The sequence below is a fragment of the Pseudovibrio sp. Ad37 genome (assembly GCF_001623075.1).
GTDB lineage: Bacteria > Pseudomonadota > Alphaproteobacteria > Rhizobiales > Stappiaceae > Pseudovibrio.
The window spans coordinates 134853-153281 of sequence record NZ_LMCF01000218.1 but is presented as its reverse complement, the minus strand read 5'-3'; the positions used below and the strand labels follow the sequence as shown (position 1 = coordinate 153281).

Sequence of the window (18429 nt, the reverse complement as noted above, 5' to 3'; positions counted from 1 at the left end):
AGACTTTTGCAGAGGCGAGCTTCAGGTGTTCAGGGCGTTCTCACGCTCTGCCATTGCCAGAGCCCCGCGCAGGGCGTCGTTCTTGGCGGGCACGATGAACTGCTTCAGGTCTGGAGGCAGAAACGAGTCGTAGGCGTGGCTCAGGCCGCCGAGCAAAGCGATGGGGAGTTTGCCATCATCGCTTAAAAGCCGGAGGGCGGAGGCCACATAGGTGGTGCCTTCCTCGACAATGTCGAGGGCAAGGCGGCTTTGTTGCTTGGCATAGACAAGGATGATGGGCATGAACTCGCCAAAGTCTTTTGGCTTTGCGGTGCGGGCAAACTCGGAAAGCTTACGCGGATCGTCGTTAAACTGGCGCAGAATGTGCTCCGTTAACGGACAGAGGCTGCGCAGGCCGTCGTGGGCGAGCAAGGCTTCTTCCAGTGCGCGTTCGCCCATTTTGGCGCCGCTGCCCTGATCCCCGCAATGGAAGCCCCAGCCGCCAAGGTAATAGTGCTTTTCGCCTTTGCGGGCCATGAAGTTGGACCCTGTGCCGAGGATGCCGATGACACCGTCGTCAGAATCATGAGCGCCTTCCAATGCGATTAAGCTGTCGGAGACGACCTGAACGGCGGCGAACGGCAGGTTTTCGGCAAGGCCAATGGGGTCGTTGTGGGCGTTGTGGGCGTTGGCGCCTGCCAGCCCCAGCACTGCGAATGTTTGTTGCAAGGCCTCTTCGGTCAGCCCTGCGTCCTTGCAGGCCTCTTTGGCGGCATGGAGAATGGAGCTGAGGCTCTGGGTCGGGTCGCTGTAGATGTTGGCTGATCCGGCTTTGCCGCGTCCCAGCAAACGTCCATCTGCCGTTGCGATTGCAGCACGACAACTGGAGCCACCGCCATCAACACCCAGAATGTAATCCATGAAGCTTGCCTCTGTTTGTTCCAATCCCACTGCTGTGTATGGCAGCAGGTGTTTAATGCATGGTTGAGACTTGTCAGTTTTAGCGGGCGGTGGGTTGAGGGGGAGTGGTGACGGTGGCTGGAATAGGATGTGTTGGCTGACCAGTTTGTTGATGAGCAAGCGCCTTGGCCAGTGTTGGACCTCGAAGACCATAAGCGCGCTGAGGTTTTTGGGTTGTAGCGCGCTTATGGTGTGATGGCTTGCTGGCTGAGAGCTGAGCCCCTTGCCGTGAGGTGTGCCGTTCTTACTTCGTGTTCACCCTTGCAGAGAGTTCTGCTGCGGTTTCTTTGCGTTCGGAGTAGCGGTCGGTCAGGTAGTCTGCATGGCCGCGGGTGAGGTGGGTGAATTTCATGAGTTCTTCCATAACGTCCACCACGCGATCGTAGAGAGAGGACGGCTTCATGCGGTCGGTCTCGTCGAACTCCAGAAACGCTTTGGGGATGGAGGACTGGTTTGGAATGGTGACCATGCGCATCCAGCGGCCGAGTACGCGCATCTGGTTGACGGCGTTGAAGCTTTGGGAACCGCCGCTGACCTGCATCAGAGCCAGTGTCTTGCCTTGAGTTGGGCGGACAGCGCCGACGGAGAGGGGCACCCAGTCAATCATAGTTTTCATGATGCCGGTCATGGAGCCGTGGCGCTCTGGTGAGCACCAGACCTGACCTTCGGACCACATCATCAGCTCACGCAGTTCCTGCACCTTGGGGTGGTTAGGCTCTGCATCATCAGCCAGTGGCAGGCCGCTTGGGTTGAAGATGCGCGTCTCGGCGCCGAGCTGCTCCAGTATGCGCTGGGCTTCCAGCACTGCGAGGCGGGAGAAGGAGCGTTTGCGCAGGGAGCCGTAGAGCAGCAGGATGCGTGGGGCGTGGTCTGGCGCATCGTCTTTGCGTAGAGCACTGGTGTTGATGGGGTGGAAGCTGTCGGCCTCCACCTTTGGCAGATCAGAAGACATCTCAGACACGGCTTAACCCTTTGCCGGAATGACGACTTCGCCGTCTTCCTTGGTGAATGCGCCTATCTGTTCCTCATCCAGAATTTCCAGCAGGACTTCGGAGGGGCGGCAGAGGCGGGTGCCTTTGGTGGTGGTGACGAATGGGCGGTTCATGAGGATCGGGTGTTGCTCGATGAAGTCGATGAGCTGCGCGTCGGTCCACTTTTCATCATCGAGGCCGAGTTCTTCGTAGGGCGTGCCTTTTTTGCGCAGGATTTCGCGCACGGTGAGGCCGCTGTCTTTGATCAGCTTTTCCAGTGTAGCGCGGGAAGGCGGGGTTTTGAGGTACTCAATAACCTCTGGTTCCATGCCTGCCTGCCTGCTTGAGCATGGCGAGGGTGTTGCGGGAGGTGCCGCATTTTGGGTTGTGGTAGATGATCGGGTTCATTTGGTCTCTCCGATGGGGGCGGTCAACGACAAGGAAACGGGTTGAAATCCAGACACAGGGTAGGATCGCCGCTGCAGCAATCCTGCGTCAGGAAACGAAGCAGGCCGCGCATGGTGTGCGGGGCAATGGCATAGCGCACCACACGGCCTTCGCGCTGGGCGGTGAGGAGCCCGGCGCGTTCAAGCGTTGCAAGGTGAAAGGACATGCGTGTGGGGGCGATGGAGAGATCTTTGGCGATCTGTCCGGAGGGCAGGCCCTTGGGCATTGCTGTCAGGATGAGACGGAAGGCAGCGAGCCTGTCTTTATGTGCCAGAGCGCTCAGCGCTGCGACGGCTTCGTCTTCCTTTAGATTTGCGGAGGTGTTGCACTCAGAATTCTCTGTCATGCAATAATACTACAAATATCCTTGTAGTATTGCAAGGTGAGTCTTTTGAAGGACAAAAGAGAGGGAGGCTTTTGTTGTTATTGAGGAGTGCCTCCCTCCAATGTGCCAATGCCAACCTGTCAGGCATTGGGTGGTCCAGATGGGGTGTGTGTTGTGTTTAGCCGCGCGGTGCAAGGTGGAAGAGAATGACCTCAGCGCCGTTGCCGTTGCTCAGTTCCAGCGTGCCGCGGCCTTCTGCTTCAATGGCATCGCCATCACTCAGCGTTTGGCCACCGACCTGCACTTCGCCGCGGGCTACGTGCACGTAGACTGCGCGCTCGTCTGCCAGCTCAAAGCTGATGGTGTCAGCGCCATCCAGCTTGCCGGAGTAGATATCGGCGGCGGCTTCTGTGCGGATGGACCCGTCACGGCCATCGTGTGAGAGGAACAGTTGCAGTTTGCCGCTGCGGGCTTCGTCGCTCAGGTCCAGCATTTCATAGCGCGGTGTGGTGTTCTTGCGGTCCGGGATCAACCAGATCTGGAGCAGGTGCGTTTCGTCCGTGCTGGACGGGTTGAACTCGGAGTGCTGCACGCCGGTGCCGGTGCTCATGAACTGGATGCCACCTTTGTGCACGGTGCTGCCGTTGCCCATGGTGTCTTTGTGTTCCAGCGCGCCTTCCAGCATGTAGGAGAAGATTTCGAAGTTCTCATGGGGGTGCATGGGGAAGCCGCCATCCGGGCCGACCCAGTCATCGTTGATGACCCGCAGATTGTGGAAGTTCATGTTATTGCGGTCAAAATAGCTGGCGAAGCTGAAGGAGTGGGCGGATTTCAACCAACCTGCATCGGCATGGCCGCGCTGGTGGGAAGGGCGAACTCTCAGTTTCAAATCAGATGCTGTAACAGACATGGGGCTCTCCTGATTTCTTAATATTTACAGTGGTGTCGTCATGCCCTTAAAGATATTCCAGTGCTTGGAATGAACAAGGTAAGCTTTGGTGATCTGATTGTTCGCCATTAGTGAACGAATAGATTCGGGGCGTGTTTTCGGAAACTGCAAAATCCGGCTCTGAATTTCTCAAAAATTTCGCAGGGGGAGGTGCTGGCACAGATTCCTGTGCGCTACTTGTGCCAAAGCCCCTAAATCTGTGGGTTAGCGCCGCGCTTTAAAGACTTCTGTGTAAACCCTATGCCTAATTTGCGGATTGGTTAATGAAAAATTTCTGAGTCATGATGCAGCTGTCCTTCAAAACGGCTGCCCTCAAGGCTTGGAGCGTGGAACAGGTAGTATGGCGTTGAAAATCCTGCACACAGCAGACTGGCATATTGGCCAGAGTCTGAATGGCTGGTCGCGCACCTATGAGCATCAACAATTCTTCATAGAGCTTGAAGAGTTGATTGAACGCCATGAGGTGGATGCGCTGGTTGTGGCAGGAGACGTGTTTGACAACCAGAACCCATCCGCAGATGCCACGCAGATGTTGTATGAGGTACTCGCGCGGTTCCGCGAGAAGCGTCCGCATCTGGTGACAGTGCTGACTGCTGGCAATCATGACCCTGCCGGACGTGTGGAAGCGCCGGGTGTGCTGTTTCAAAAGATTGGCGTGCAGGCGGTTGGCATGGTGCGCCGAAACGATGGCTTGCTGGACCTTTCCCATCATCTTGTACCGCTTCATGACAGTGATGGTGCAGTGAAAGCCTATGTGCTGGCGCTGCCGTTTCCTCGGGCAACGGATTTGCCGGGGCTGAGTTTCTCTTCTTCAGAGGAAGGGTCTCCTGTGGTGCGGGCTGTTGCGGAGCTTTATGAGGCGGCAGCCTCGCAAGCTCGTGAGCAGATTGGTGAGATGCCGCTTATTGCGACTGGTCACTTGCATGTGGCGGGTGGTCTGGAGTCAGAAGGGGCGGAGCGCCGTATTCTGATTGGCGGTGAGCATGCCATGCCGTGGGAGCAGTTTCCTGATGATCTGACTTATGTGGCGCTTGGGCATTTGCATAAACCGCAGAAGGTGGGCAAAGAAACTATCCGCTATTCCGGGTCCCCGTTTCCTCTTTCTGTCACCGAGCAGCATTACAAGCACGGCGTTAATCTGCTGAGCTTTTCTGATGCCGGTGTGCTTTCGCTTGAGAGGCTTGAGTTGACGCGGCCTGTGCCATTCCATCGCTTGAAGGGCGATGGTGGTTTGCTGCTTGAAGAGCTGGTGCCTGCGCTGGATGCGTTGGAGCTGGATGCGGACCTGCCATTGGAGCAACAGCCGTTTGTGCATGTGGACTTGCGACCGCAGGTGTCCGCTGGTGGCTTGAAAGCTGAGGTGGATCAGATCCTTGCGCAATATCCAGTGCGCAGTGCTGGTGTTTCGGTGTTGCGGCAAAAACCGCAGGAGCCAATAAGTGCGGAGGCTGAGAGCCTCATTCGCCTTTCTGAAATTCAGCCGGATGAGCTTTTCAAGTCCGCCTTTGAGCGGGTGCACGGCATTGAGCCGGAAGCCAAACATCTGGATTATTTTTATCGCGCAATCGCAGAAGCGGAGGTTGAGTAATGCGTATTCTAGCGGTGCGTGGCGAAAACCTTGCCAGTCTGGCGGCTCCGTTTGAGATTGACCTTGAACAGGAGCCTTTGAACGGGGCTGGTTTGTTCGCGATTACCGGAGAAACGGGTGCGGGCAAATCCACATTGCTGGATGCTTTGTGTCTTGCCTTGTTTGGGCAATGCCCACGTTTGAGCGCTGCGGGCAGCAGCGATAGCGTGCCGGATGTTGCCGGTGCTGAGCTGCGAGAAACAAATCCGCGCACCGTGCTTACACGTGGTGCTGCCTCTGGCTTTGCCGAGGCGGACTTTGTTGGCGCGGATGGAACGGGATACCGTGCGCGCTGGACTGTGCGCCGGGCCCGTAACAAAGCATCAGGACGTTTGCAAAATGTGGAACGCTCGCTGGTTCGCATTGAAGACAATGCTGCGGTTGAGAGCGGCATCAAACAGGTGGATGCGGCTGTCGAAGAGCGATTGGGCCTGACCTATGACCAGTTCAAGCGTACGGTTTTGTTGGCGCAGGGGGATTTTGATGCCTTCCTGAAAGCCAATGACAACGAGCGCGCTGCCTTGCTTGAAAAAGTGACGGGCACGCAGCGCTACAGGGATATTTCCAAGCAGATTTTCCAGCGCTTTACTGATGCGAAGGATGTAGCCTCAAAACTGGAAGAAAAGTCTGATGTGGCTGGTCTTTTGGAAGAGGAAGAGCGTACTGCCCTTGTGGGGCAGTCAGAGGAGCTGGAAACGCAGTCCAAGTCTGTTCAATCGGACATGGATGCGATTGCAAAGTCGCTGGGCCATTTACAGAAGCTGGATGAAGCGAAGACAAAGCTGGCGTCAGCGCAAGATGAGTTTGTAGCTTTGAAGGCCCGCCATGAAAACGCGAAGGCCAAGCGGGATCTGAAAGCGCAGTTTGAGCGCATTAAGTCTTTAGAGCCTGTGAACCACCGTGTGGTTGAGGCCGAGAAGGATGTTGCGGGCACGCGTGCTGCTGCTGAAAAAAGCCGGGTGATGCTGGAAGGTGCCCGCAAAGACCTTGCTGGCAAGGAAGAGCTGGCCAAACAGGCTGATGCGGTTTTCAATGAGCTGGAAGCTGAACTCGCCAAGTTGACACCGGAATGGAGTGCAGCTGAGCAACTGGACACCAAGCTGGGTGAGCTTGAGGTTGAAGGCAAACAATTGCGGGACCGCTCTGACACTGCTGTGGCGGAGGCCAAGCAGGCGGATGCAGCGCTGGCAGAGCACACCAAGTCTCTGGATGAGCAAAAAGCCTTGCAAGCCACTGTGAAAGAGCAGATGGCGCGATTGAGCGCGACCAAGATTTTGAAAGACCGTCAGGATAGCCTGATTGCAGATCTGGATGAGTTTGAACGGGTTCAGGTTGCGCTGACGAAAGATGCAACGCACCTTGCCCAGATGCGCAAGCGCGAGAGTGAGTTGAGCGATATCCAGAGCACTCTTTCTGCCCAGCTGGAGCAGTTTGTTTCTGATCTGGAAGGGTGTGAAGGCGCGTTTGCTGCCAAGAAGGGCGAGATTTCCGCTCTTGGTGCTGAGAGTGCCCGTAAAAGCATGGAGCAGCTTTCTACGTTCCGTCAGCGGGCTGAAAAACTGCAGGAGACGTCTCGCCACTTTTTGAAAGCCAAGCGCAACAAGCAGGCTGAGAGTGAGACCTGGAAGAAGCTGGTGGACCAGATGACCGGGTTGCAGCAGGCGAAAGGCAAAGCGTCCAGTGAACTGACTTTTCGGGGAGAAGCCCTTGAGAAAGCGCGCGGCCTTTCCACTCTTGCTGAAGCGGCGCAAGGCGATCAGGTAAAGCTGTTGCGCGCCGAGCTGGTAGATGATGCACCATGTCCGGTCTGTGGTTCTGACCATCACCCCGTAGATACACAGGAGGGCCGGGCTGCGTTGGACACGCTGTTCGGCGACGTGTTTCTACAGCGCAAGGAAGCGGAAGAAGCTCGCGCAGCTGCGCAGCGAAACCTAGACGAGATCAACGGACAGCTTGCAGCCTGTGAGGCATCGCAGAAAAATGCTTCTGCGCTGATGGAACGCTATGCCAGTGAGGCCGATGCGCTTCGGGTTGAGGCGGAAAAGCAGTGGGCTGCTTTGGCGCCGCCGGTTGAGGTGGCGTTTGCTCTTGATGGCTTGCTCGATGCGCCGGACCTGCTGGACGCTGTGCTTGCGCAGGTGGCGACACAGGTTGATGCTCTACGTGCCGTTCTTGTTCAGGAAGACGTGCTGCGTCAAGAGCTGGAGCAGCTGGATGTCATGCTGCGTGGTTTGCGGGATGCGCACCAGAAAGCAGTTGGTGATCAGGCTCGCAAGGCTGAAGAGGTTTCATCTATCAAGGTAGAGCTTTCTGGCGTGGAAGGTCGTCATACCGAGAACTTTGAGACACAGTCACGATTGGAACAGCGGCTTGGTGAAACGCTGCTGGCTGGTGGCATGGTGTTCGGGTCCCTTGGTGCCGAGTTACCAGCACTGAAGGCGAGTTTGCAGGAGCGTATCTCCACCTGGGAGCAACTGGAGCAGCAGGAGGGAACAACTTCTGCCGCGCTGCAATCGCTTGAACAGAAAACGAGTGGTTTGAGTGAACGGCGGGATGGACTGGCCAAATCCTCCGGCGAGTTGCTGAGGCAGTTGGAGCAGCTGCGCCTGTTGCATCAGGAGCGTTCTGCAGAGCGGAAACTGTTGTTGGGCGGGATGGCGACCGGGGCGCATCGGGCGATATTTTCTGAAAAACACAGCAACGCAAAAGAACGCAAAAATAACGCTAGCAACGCACAAAACAACGCAAGAGAAGAATTCGGGCGCATTGAGGCTGGATTGGCAGCGGCAATAGCTGCTGAAGCAAAAGCGGCTTCTGCGCTAAGCGACTGTGTTGACAGGTTAAATGCAGAACTTGCGAGCTTGGGGCTGACGAAAGAAGCCTATGACGGATTGCAGGAGCGGTGCTCTCAGGAGCTGGACGCACTGGCCTCAGAGCTGAAGATGCTGGATGACGCTTACTTAGCAACGCAAACTGCTGTTTCCACCTGGGAGAAGGAGCTTGCTGCGGTTGAGGCACTACCTTTGCCGGAGAAGCCGCAGGAGGAGTTATCCTCGTTGTTGGAGGCCTCAAAGCAAACGCTTGCTGAGTTGCAGGTGAGCAAGGGCGTTCTTTCTGAAAAGCTGCGGGTTGATGCGGACGCGCGGGAAAAGGCCCAGCAAATCATGGGTTTGTTGTTGGAAGCGAAAGAGACTGCCAAGACGTGGGGTGCGATTTCGGAAGCGATTGGCTCTGCGGATGGTTCCAAGTTCCAGAAGGTGGCGCAGGGCGTTACTCTCGATTTGCTGGTGGAGCTGGCCAACAAACAGCTGCATCAGCTTAAACCGCGGTACCAGCTAAAACGGGCTGATTTCGGCCTTGGCCTGTTCGTCATCGACCGCGATATGGGCGACACACCACGCTCTACACGATCGCTAAGTGGCGGAGAACGCTTCCTTATTTCGCTCAGCCTGGCACTTGCTCTCTCCGGTTTAGAAGGTCGCCAATCGTTTGTTGATACGCTCTTTATCGACGAAGGTTTCGGTTCTCTGGATGCTGAAAGCCTCGACCTTGCCATTGATGCGCTGGAGATGCTGCAGGGGCAGGGGAGAAAAGTTGGCGTCATCAGCCACGTGGAAGCGCTGAAGGATAGAATTCCAGTTCAGGTTCAGGTGGTTAGGCAGGGTGCTGGACGGAGCCGTGTGGCTGTGAATGCACCAGCAGGATGGTGATAAGTCCTGCTGGCTGCCTATTGTTTTAGTGCTGAAATGCTGCGCTAGTCACCTGCATCTATCATGCCCAGAGCCTTGTCAGCTGCTTGTTTTTCCTTCTCTTTTAGCTTCAGAGAGGTTTCTTGCAGGGCTGCGATATATTGATCTAACGCCTGAATTTCCAGATTGGCATTGCTGACATGTTTTGCCATCTCGCCATCCATCACTTGCGGACGGCCAATCAAAAAGCCTTGCACTTCATCGCAGGATTCATTGCGCAACAGCTCTAATTCTGGTTCAGTTTCAACACCTTCAGCGATAACTTCCATTCCCAGAGCCTGCCCAAGATCGATGACAGCACGGATGATTGCTGCCAGTTCCGGCGTCTGAGTTACACCGCTGACAAAGCTGCGATCGATCTTCAGACGATCAAACGGGAAGCGACGCAGATAGCTGAGAGAAGAGTAGCCGGTACCGAAGTCATCAAGCGCGATGGTGATGCCTAACTCTTTGAGTTGCCTCAAGGTATTGAGCGCGCGGCGGTCGTCGTGGATCAGTACACTCTCAGTGATTTCCAGTTCCAGACGCTCCGGAGACAGCCCACTTCGTGCCAATGCACCTTCAACTTCCTGTATGAGGTACTCATCACAGAACTGTACCGGACTGAGGTTCACCCCCACACGATACCGCTCCGGCCATTGAGAAGCTTGTGCACAGGCTTCATTCAGAACCCAACGGCCAATCGGAATGATCAGACCACTTTCCTCCGCAACCGGGATGAAGTTGTTCGGTCCAATTTGGCCCTTCTCCGGATGGTTCCAACGCAGAAGAGCCTCGAAGCCGACAATGGAACGGGTGCCAGAGCGTGCCTGCGGTTGGAAGTGAAGCTGAAGTTCCTCATTTTCCAATGCGTTACGCAGGTCGCCTTCCATTGTTCTTCTCAGCAGGATGGCCTCTTCCATCTTGTCTTCGAAGAACGCGAAGGTGTTTCGGCCAGCTTCTTTAGCCTCATAAAGCGCGATATCCGCCTTGGACATCAGCTCATCCGGGTCCGTCCCATGGTCTGGAATCAACGCGATACCAATGCTGGCGCTCGTTCTGACCGTGATATTGTTGCCAACATGAATCGGCTTTGACAGGACCTCTAGAATTTTGTTGGTCAGCAGACCGACTTCAGCCGTTGTCTTGAGATTGACCTGAATGATCGCAAACTCATCCCCGCCGAGACGGGCGACTGTGTCGTGATGGGTGACGCATGCATTGAGGCGGCGGGCCACTGTCTGAATGAGCTTGTCACCGATTGGGTGGCCATATAAGTCATTGATATCTTTGAAGCGATCCAGGTCCAGTAGCATGACTGCAGAGATTGTTTGCTCTGCGTTTGCCTGGTTTTCGATTGCTTTTTGGAAGCGCTCGCGGAAGTAAGTTCGGTTCGGCAGGCCGGTCAACATGTCATGCTGAGCGAGGTGGAGAATGCGCGCTTCGTCTTCTTTCTGCTTACGCATATCACGTACAGCTGAGACACGAAGGTTCTCGTCTGCCACTTCCATCAAGCGACCACGAACTTCAATCGGAATACGCTCGCCAGACTTGCTCAAAAGCATGACTTCGTTCGGGGTCGGCTCATTGGCCAGAATGCTCTCACGCGCTTTTTCGCGGAAGTCTGGCGCGACATGAGACAGCAAACTGGTCCCGCGCATCTCACCTGCCTGATAGTCCAGCAGCTCGTAGAGTACGTGGTTACATTCAACGATAATACCGTCTGTCGAGATGGCCAGACCTTCGAATGCGCCTTCTGCAAATGTGGCGAGTTTGCTGAGTTCTTCCTGCTGCTTACTGTTTGATGTTTCGCTGATTTTCCGCCGTTTTTCGTCGCTCTGAAGCTTGTCGAGGAACGTGTTGAAGAGCGAAGCGAGGCGTTCCTGCGGGTCACTGTCCCGTACCGGCAAGCGCTCATCCAGCTTGGCGTCATGCCAAACCAACTTGCCGATCAAGTTCTCCATCTGGCTGATGGTGCTGACAATCGGCGTTTCATTCAGATCAATTTCGTCGGCTTGGCGAAACTGCTTCGCAAATTTGAAGGCCGTAAACAGGAATAGACCTGACAAGAAGGCCCAAAGGATGGTCAGTAAAGCTCCAACTGCCTGAAGTATAAGGTTATCCAGACTGAACCCAGCCAGCGCATGGTCTGCTGGTAGTGCGGTTGTGAAGCCGAAAAGGCCAATCAGAGAGCCAATGCCAAGGCTGGTGTAGTAAATGATGACCTTGTGGGTCTTTGACCTTGCATAGATAATGCGCGCGACTGCTATAGAAGCAGCTGAGGCCGTCAGAGCAATAAGTGCGACGCCTGCAACCGTCAGATGCTGGGCGTTTCCGAGAACGGAGGACAAGCCGCCGATCATGCTCAGCAAAATGGTTGGGTACATGACCTTGCGCGGTGCAAAGAAGCCGAGGGCGACACCCAATAGTACCGAGACACCGGTTGCGACAAGAACGTTGAAGATTGCGCTGCCCAGCTCTCCTGAGTAAATGCTTGTGTTACCGACAGAAAAGCCAATGCCGCCAACGGCCATCAGCGCCGCGCCTGCTTTGATCTGCAGCACGTTGTAGTTTTGTGTGTTGCGCAGAATGTACTCAGGTAACGCTGGTGAGTTTCTTAGTCCGGTCACCAGCATGCCGGAAAAGGCTACGAAGGTTGCGAGCAATGTGACTACGGTACCGCCGCCAATCTGCTCGAAACCAACTGACAGCACGGTGTTTTGGCTAATCAGATGAAGCAGTAACCCTTGGACACCCTTCAGGTAGGCAGGGTAGATGACCCCGCCGATTGAGAGTGCGAGAATGATCGTCGCACGCAGTGTCAGCTGATGCGATAGAGGCAGATAAGCCAGAACTGCGATCATCGCTGCCATTGCTGCGTGGATTGCAGCGGCGTGGATGTCTCCCTGTGGTCTGAACTCCACTTGAGACTGCCAGAGGATCAATTGTGCAGTTACATCAGGCAAGTTCAGCGTTGTGTCGATGAGCAGGCATGCTGCTGAACTGATGGCGATGAGGAGAAGGGCACGGTTGAAAAAACGCGTCGCCCGCATACGCTCTTGAATAAACAGGCTGGAATAGACAATCAGTATTCCAAGAACACCAAGCGCGAACAATCCAACAGACAATATGGTCCATAGGTTCTGCTGCTGAGTGAGCAGTTCAGCTTGATTGAGCTGATTGTGAAGGCCACCTGTCGCAGGATCGAAAATCGACGCATACGATGACGCTGACATGAAGTGTATCGATAAACCAATTAAAACGAAAAGGAGCAATACAGGAAGTAAGAGGGCTCGAAAATGCATTTGGGTACCCCAGGAAATTCCTCGGCATAATTGTTTGAAATTATTGCGCATTTATTAAGAATTCTAGGGATGAACCGGGTTTAATTCTAAAAAGTATCGAAAAGTGCGGTGCATATGAGGTTTATCTGACACTTCCAAAGCAAATTTATGAAAATTGTAAGTAAATGTTTCGTTGAGTGAAATTCTTTATATACGTGAATACTCGTATTTATCTTCAAGTTGAGAGGAAAGAGGGACGGGCTGTCAATTATGATTCTCTTCTCTTTTCACGACAGCATTTAGTTCATTTTTTATGGGCAATTGATGTGCATTGTAGTTCACCATCTTGCTGAAACAACTTTCAGGTGGTCTTGAACGATGCAGTGGTCCAGCTTGTTTTTATACTCAGCGGTTTCAGTTTTGCAGCCAACTGGTGGTGAGCGAGATAACATCTTGCCGAGTTGGAGCTCAACCACAGCGCGCCATGGTATCGTAGAAAGCATTGAGCGTATGGCTCGGGCTGGGAGCCCTGAATATGTGAAACTCGATGACCGTGTTGCTGTTTTGGTTGGCGATGGGGCTTTATGGAGTGACGCGCTGGCTGGCGCAGACAATGAAGTGACGCCACCTGAAGCTGGCGACAGTTTCAGTAGCTTTGCTGATTACTCTGAGAGTGTACGTGCTCATCTGTCATTACACGGGCCGAAGGCTGTTGGTGCAACGTATAGAGAGTTTGCTTTTCAACCTCTAAAAGAGCTGGTGGGCTTTTTAAAAGAGCATCACTTTCAGATTTGGGTTTTAAGCTTTGGAGACCATGAAGTAGACCGCACAATGGCGGAGTTGAATTACGGACTTCCGAGATTTCGGGTTATCGAGGTTACTCCCCACGCAGCGCCGATGTCTTCTACCGACCTTGCCCGAACTATCTGGGAGAGGATAGGAACAGCACCCCAGATTTTTCTTGGACGATCTCACAGTGATCTTGGCTTGCTGAAGCTTGCTGGAAAAGGTGAGGGGGTGCTTAAAATCCAAATTTCTGCCAGCCAAAATGCTTCCACTCAGACTCCTGATGATTCTGGAGAGCAGCAGAACTCCTGGAGCTTTGTGGTTTCTCCTGAGGAGCATTGGCTAAGGAAATATTCGTGGCAGGCACCTTCGGAGAGAACTTATAGCAAGAACTAATAGAAAATACTGAGACTTTCGTTGCAAGCTGCACGAGATATATTTGATCTATTCTAGTTTTAATCGATTGAAAATCTGAGTGCTTTTGTAATGTTGAATAATATCCGATGTTTCTGAGGTAATTTTATTTATTTTGATGAAGATCAATGAAGAGATGGGGCACTCTGATATTTCTAAATACAGCTTCGGCTGGCACTCGGATGGGGGAGTGTCAACTTTCTTAAAGGCGTGTACCAACGGGTACACGCCTCTTTTTTTGCCTGCAGCTCTGGCGGGTTACGAAGGCCGTTGCATCCCTGTGATTTTTGCTTATTCCAACTACCTCTTATTTCTAGTTGTGTCTTCTCTTGTAATTTAGGATATTCCCGCTGTTGGGTTCTGTAGAAGCCAAGCTTCTTGGATGAAAAGGGAATGCGGTAGGGATGACCAAAGATGGGCCCGAACCGCAGCTGCCCCCGCAACTGTTACGTGGTGCGTTCTTCTTAAAAGCCACTGGAGATGATCTCTGGGAAGGCGGAGGACGCAAAAGCCATAAGCCAGGAAACCTGCCCGACACGACATAAACTCATGACCGCACGGAGGGTGCGAAGAGGAGCATATTATATGCATATTGAACCGGGTTACGTTTCCGCCGCCAAGGTTATTGCTGCCAATGCAGGTGCAGTCGGTGTTTTTGTGTGGGGCTGCAAAGAGCAGGCCTCAGAATTTATGAAAGATCCGCTGATTCCTGTAAAGACACTGTTGGCTGCGGTTTTCTTTTCTATTTTCATGCAGAGCTTCCATATGTCCGTTGGAGCATCCGAACTCCATTTTATCGGTGCTATGGCCATGTATCTGACGCTGGGATTTACACCTGTTCTTCTTGGGTTTGCGCTCGGCTTGCTGTTGCAAGCGTTCGCGTTTGATCCGCAGGACATGTACCATTTGGGGGTCAACAGCCTATCTTTGATGCTGCCGCTTATCTCTGTACATTATTTGAGTGGCCGTCAGTTGTTCGCTAAGGATCTGACCAAACGTTTGACTTTTGCGCAGATCCTGAAGTTGGATGCGATGTATTATGCTGGTGTAACCGGCATGGTTGGTTTCTGGCTAATGATTGGTGATGTGGCTACGCCATTTACAGCTTGGGCGCAGTTTGCTCTGTCTTATCTGGCACTTGTTGCCTGTGAACCATTGGTCACCTTCATCTCAGTGAAGGGACTTAAGGCTGTTGAGGGCAATACAATTGTTCGGAATCTGACCGTGGTTCCGCAGCTGAAGCTGGCATAAGTTTTATCAAGTTTGCTTGTTATTAGGGCGGCGGTGTAAATCTGCTGCCCTTTTTTCTTGCGTGTAAGTGACCAGGTGTTGTCGTGAAATTCCTCGTTTGAGGAGAAAAAGCGACGGATTTGATCATCGCTGAAGTGTTATGGATTGCCCCTTGGCGCTGCTTCCACTATGAGTGCTCTCCAGAGATTTCATTGTTTACACAGATCAGGAGATGCAGGCAGTCCATGGCGCGCCAGTTCATCTATCACATGCACGGGGTCTCCAAGGCCTACGGTGCAAAAAAAGTACTCGACAATATTCACCTGTCTTTCTACCCGGATGCGAAAATCGGTATCCTTGGTCCAAACGGTGCAGGTAAGTCTACTCTTTTGAAGATCATGGCTGGTCTGGATAAAGAATACACCGGTGAAGCATGGGCTGCCGAAGGTGCCAAAGTTGGCTACCTGCCGCAGGAACCAAAGCTGAATGAAGACAAAACCGTCCTTGAAAACGTGATGGAAGGCGTTGCGCACAAGCAGGCTCTTCTGGATCGTTATAACGAACTGATGATGAATTACTCAGATGAGACAGCCGATGAAGGCGCTCAGCTGCAGGACATCATTGATGCGCAGGATCTGTGGAATCTGGAAAGCCAGGTTGAGATGGCAATGGAAGCGCTTCGCTGCCCTCCATCCGACTCTCCTGTAAATAACCTTTCTGGTGGTGAGCGTCGCCGTATCGCGTTGTGTCAGCTGCTCTTGTCTGAGCCTGACCTGATGCTGCTTGACGAACCAACCAACCACCTTGACGCTGAGACCGTGCACTGGCTGGAACGCCATCTGCGTGAGTTTAAGGGTTCAGTGCTGATCATTACCCACGATCGCTACTTCCTTGACAACGTGACTGGCTGGATTTTGGAACTCGACCGCGGTCAGGGCATTCCTTATGAAGGCAACTACTCCACTTACCTTGGTCAGAAAACCAAGCGTATGGAGCAGGAAGGCCGTGAGAACATGGCTCGTTCCCGCGCTATCAAGCGTGAACAGGAATGGATGGGCATGACGCCGAAGGGCCGTCAGACCAAGTCAAAAGCGCGTATCAATGCTTATGATGCTCTGTTGACTGCTCAAGAAGAGCGTATGCCTTCTATTGAGCAGATCCTGATCCCTGTTGGTGAGCGTCTGGGTAACAATGTTATCGACGTTCAAGGTGTTTCCAAAGGCTTTGGCGATCGTTTGTTGATTGATGATCTGACCTTCAAACTGCCACGTGGTGGTATTGTTGGTATCATCGGTCCAAACGGTGCTGGTAAGTCGACACTCTTCAAGATGTTGTCCGGTCAGGAAAAACCAGACAGCGGTGAAGTGGTTGTGAGTGACCGTGTGCACCTTGGTTATGTGGATCAGTCCCGTGATAAACTGGATGACAGCAAGACCGTTTGGGAAGAAATTTCCGAAGGTGCTGAAGTGATCTATCTTGATAAGAAAGAGATCAACTCACGCGCTTACTGCTCCTCCTTCAACTTCAAGGGTGCTGGACAGCAGGCGAAAGTTGGTGACCTTTCCGGTGGTCAGCGTAACCGCGTGCATCTTGCTAAGGTTTTGAAGTCAGGCGCAAACGTTCTTCTGCTCGATGAGCCGACCAACGATCTTGACACCGAAACACTTGCAGCTCTGGAAGATGCGCTTGAGAACTATGCTGGTTGTGCCGTGGTTATCTCGCACGATCGTATGTTCCTTGACCGTCTTGCAACGCACATGCTGGCCTTTGAAGGTGATAGCCACGTTGAGTGGTTTGAAGGTAACTTTGAAGACTACGAAAAAGACAAGGTTCGCCGCCTGGGTGCACACGCTGCAGACCCAAGCCGCATCAAGTACAAGCCACTTACTCGCTAAGTCTAGCTTGCTTGAAAGAATTAAGGCCCGCATTTTGCGGGCCTTTTTTGTTGCTCAACATCAGTTACCAAGCGCCTTTGCCATGGTTGCTGCCCATTCATCAGTGCCTGTATCTGAACCGTATTGAGTAGGATATTGCCAACCCATCACGCCGGCAAAGTCAGGTTCTTTTGCGAGTAGAGGTGTGATGAGGTTGTCTACGATCTCATCAGCGGGCAGATAGCCGTTTACTGCGGCTGAGCCGACGACATTTTGCAGCGTGGTCGGTTTGCCGAGAATAAGCTTGGAGATTGGAACACCGGTTGATGCGATTCCGATAATGCTAGAAGGAAACGTACTTCCGCCAACCGGCTCAGTACCCGCGACTTTTCCTGTTTCCTCTTCAGCTGTTTCACCGACATACCACTGATTGTTGTAGTACTGGATGTTGTAAAGATCGACTGCGTCTCCGGCATTCTTGGCCACATCAACGTACACTTGTAAGTACCCGGATCCACCATAAAAGTATGGTGCTTGTGGTGCATGTGTTAAGAAGTTCTGGTCTTCAGGAAGTTTTGATTTTAACGCCTTGGATAGATCAACCAGAAAAGTTGGGGCGTCATATCCAGAGTAGTTGGTATCCTCCCAATCGATATCAACACCATCAAGGCCATGGTCGGTTACCATCTTAGTCAGCTGTTGGACTGTGTTGTCGAGGTTGTTTGCAAGAGCGGCCCAAGCTGCGGTTGTAAAGACTTCGCCGCCGATTGAAATCAAGACACGTTTGCCAGCTTTTTTCAGATTGCTGATCAAGTCCGGTGCATTGAACATGGCTTGAAGTTCTGTGCTTGGAGAGAGATTTCCGGCTTCATCGCTCACGACAAAGCAAAGAATGACTGTTGTATAATCGCTCTCTGCCATTTCAGCGATGAGCTGTGCATTTGTGCTGAGAGCGTAGCCGACAATTTCTTTATTCGACATCTGATTTCCTTTTTTTCTCTTGTGCTCAATGAGCTCGCGTTTAGCTGACGAAAATCAGGAGAGGTCGTGATCTGGTAAGTGTGTTTTAGTTAATGCTTTTAGAGCTACACGTGAGACTTCGGCCTGGTGATGGGAGACGAACCATCATCTATATTCATGCCTCATACGTAGATGTGCTGATGTGACGCATGCGCGTGACTGTTAAATTGATGTAAGTCAACTCTGTGTTCTTCCCCCATCAATCAATAACGGGCACTGTAATGAGCGATACAACTCTGTCTTCTGCTGAAGCTCAGCAGGATAATGATCCATTCTTCTTTAAGCTTCTTTTTCTTGTTCCAATCATCGGTTGGTTGTTCAAAGATGCTGTGCATGGCAACAGTGAAGCAAAATACTATTTCTGCGCGAACTTCTTTGTTGGATGGGGTTTAGCAATTGCATTCTTCGGGTATGCTGCGATCATCATCCCTGCTCTGTGCTTCGTAGCGCTTGCATTTACTTGGATTATTGGTGTTTGCCGATAATTTATAGAGACTGATATTGCTCGCCGCTTTCATTGGGAGCGGCAAGCAGCTCTTCAGCGGTAATGCTTCCACCCCATGATGTGATGGTGGCTTCCATCTCATCCGCGACGCAATACCGGGCGGCATCCCGATCCAATCCTTCCCTCAGCAGATCATCATAGTCCGTGTATTGATGACGGACGTAGCTGGTGGTTGCCAGAAAAACAGCAATATGAGCTGGTAGATGGCGAAGATGTTGTTGGTTGGCTTTAATTCGGATTTCAGAAGCATCCAGAAATGGAACATGCGGAATAAGCGTGCCGAGGGCATCGCTGATTGCTCGTTGTCTTTTGATTTTGCTCACACATGAT

General features: G+C 52.8%; 13 protein-coding genes, 1 pseudogene and 1 riboswitch. Of the genes and pseudogenes, 6 read left to right on the top strand and 8 right to left on the bottom strand.

The window, feature by feature from the left end:
- Nucleotides 1-21: 21 nt before the first annotated feature.
- The 5 genes and pseudogenes from PsAD37_RS24090 to PsAD37_RS24070 all read right to left on the bottom strand — a co-directional run bounded on the left by PsAD37_RS24090 (nt 22) and on the right by PsAD37_RS24070 (nt 3592).
- Entirely contained in the window at nt 22-924 is a 903-nt protein-coding gene (locus PsAD37_RS24090; protein ID WP_208992057.1) for a BadF/BadG/BcrA/BcrD ATPase family protein, read from the bottom strand.
- A gap of 259 nt (nt 925-1183) precedes the next feature.
- Nucleotides 1184-1891 (bottom strand): arsenical resistance protein ArsH, encoded by a 708-nt coding sequence (gene arsH / locus PsAD37_RS24085; protein WP_063298236.1) that lies wholly within the window; start codon nt 1889-1891, stop codon nt 1184-1186.
- 12 nt (nt 1892-1903) lie between these two features.
- Nucleotides 1904-2318, bottom strand: a pseudogene (gene arsC, locus PsAD37_RS24080) (arsenate reductase (glutaredoxin)).
- 22 nt (nt 2319-2340) lie between these two features.
- Complete coding sequence (locus tag PsAD37_RS24075) at nt 2341-2703, bottom strand: helix-turn-helix transcriptional regulator (RefSeq protein WP_063298235.1); 363 nt, start codon at nt 2701-2703, stop codon at nt 2341-2343.
- A 157-nt stretch (nt 2704-2860) separates the two neighbouring features.
- On the bottom strand, nt 2861-3592 hold the full coding sequence (locus PsAD37_RS24070; protein ID WP_063298234.1) for a pirin family protein: 732 nt from the start codon (nt 3590-3592) through the stop codon (nt 2861-2863).
- A gap of 379 nt (nt 3593-3971) precedes the next feature.
- Here PsAD37_RS24070 and PsAD37_RS24065 point away from each other — a divergent pair, with 379 nt between their 5' ends.
- Nucleotides 3972-5219, top strand: a complete 1248-nt coding sequence (locus tag PsAD37_RS24065; protein ID WP_063298303.1) for an exonuclease subunit SbcD — start codon at nt 3972-3974, stop codon at nt 5217-5219.
- Nucleotides 5219-8968, top strand: coding sequence for an AAA family ATPase (locus tag PsAD37_RS24060; protein ID WP_063298233.1), 3750 nt, complete (start codon nt 5219-5221; stop codon nt 8966-8968). The genes PsAD37_RS24065 and PsAD37_RS24060 overlap by 1 nt, the downstream gene beginning before the upstream one ends.
- Before the next feature lie 44 nt (nt 8969-9012).
- On the opposite strand, the gene PsAD37_RS24055 is transcribed toward PsAD37_RS24060, so the two are convergent.
- Nucleotides 9013-12222, bottom strand: a complete 3210-nt coding sequence (locus tag PsAD37_RS24055; RefSeq protein WP_063298232.1) for an EAL domain-containing protein — start codon at nt 12220-12222, stop codon at nt 9013-9015.
- 426 nt (nt 12223-12648) lie between these two features.
- On the opposite strand from PsAD37_RS24055, the gene PsAD37_RS24050 reads away from it, so the two are divergent.
- From PsAD37_RS24050 to ettA, 3 genes are all read left to right on the top strand, one after another.
- Entirely contained in the window at nt 12649-13452 is an 804-nt protein-coding gene (locus PsAD37_RS24050) for a hypothetical protein (protein ID WP_208992056.1), read from the top strand.
- Nucleotides 13453-13808: 356 nt separating this feature from the next.
- Nucleotides 13809-14020: riboswitch (cobalamin riboswitch) on the top strand.
- Between the two features lie 35 nt (nt 14021-14055).
- Nucleotides 14056-14721 carry an energy-coupling factor ABC transporter permease gene (locus PsAD37_RS24045; protein WP_063298231.1) on the top strand — a complete coding sequence of 222 codons (666 nt, stop codon included), beginning with the start codon at nt 14056-14058 and terminating at the stop codon, nt 14719-14721.
- A gap of 224 nt (nt 14722-14945) precedes the next feature.
- On the top strand, nt 14946-16595 hold the full coding sequence (ettA, locus tag PsAD37_RS24040; protein WP_063289978.1) for an energy-dependent translational throttle protein EttA: 1650 nt from the start codon (nt 14946-14948) through the stop codon (nt 16593-16595).
- A 60-nt stretch (nt 16596-16655) separates the two neighbouring features.
- Here ettA and PsAD37_RS24035 read toward each other — a convergent pair whose 3' ends face one another.
- Complete coding sequence (locus PsAD37_RS24035; RefSeq protein ID WP_063298230.1) at nt 16656-17555, bottom strand: glycosyl hydrolase family 18 protein; 900 nt, start codon at nt 17553-17555, stop codon at nt 16656-16658.
- A gap of 260 nt (nt 17556-17815) precedes the next feature.
- Here PsAD37_RS24035 and PsAD37_RS24030 point away from each other — a divergent pair, with 260 nt between their 5' ends.
- Nucleotides 17816-18079, top strand: a complete 264-nt coding sequence (locus PsAD37_RS24030) for a hypothetical protein (RefSeq protein ID WP_063298229.1) — start codon at nt 17816-17818, stop codon at nt 18077-18079.
- A gap of 1 nt (nt 18080) precedes the next feature.
- Here PsAD37_RS24030 and PsAD37_RS24025 read toward each other — a convergent pair whose 3' ends face one another.
- A complete protein-coding gene (locus PsAD37_RS24025; protein WP_063298228.1) occupies nt 18081-18422 on the bottom strand; it encodes a DUF2293 domain-containing protein in 342 nt (113 codons plus the stop codon).
- Between the last annotated feature and the right edge of the window lie 7 nt (nt 18423-18429).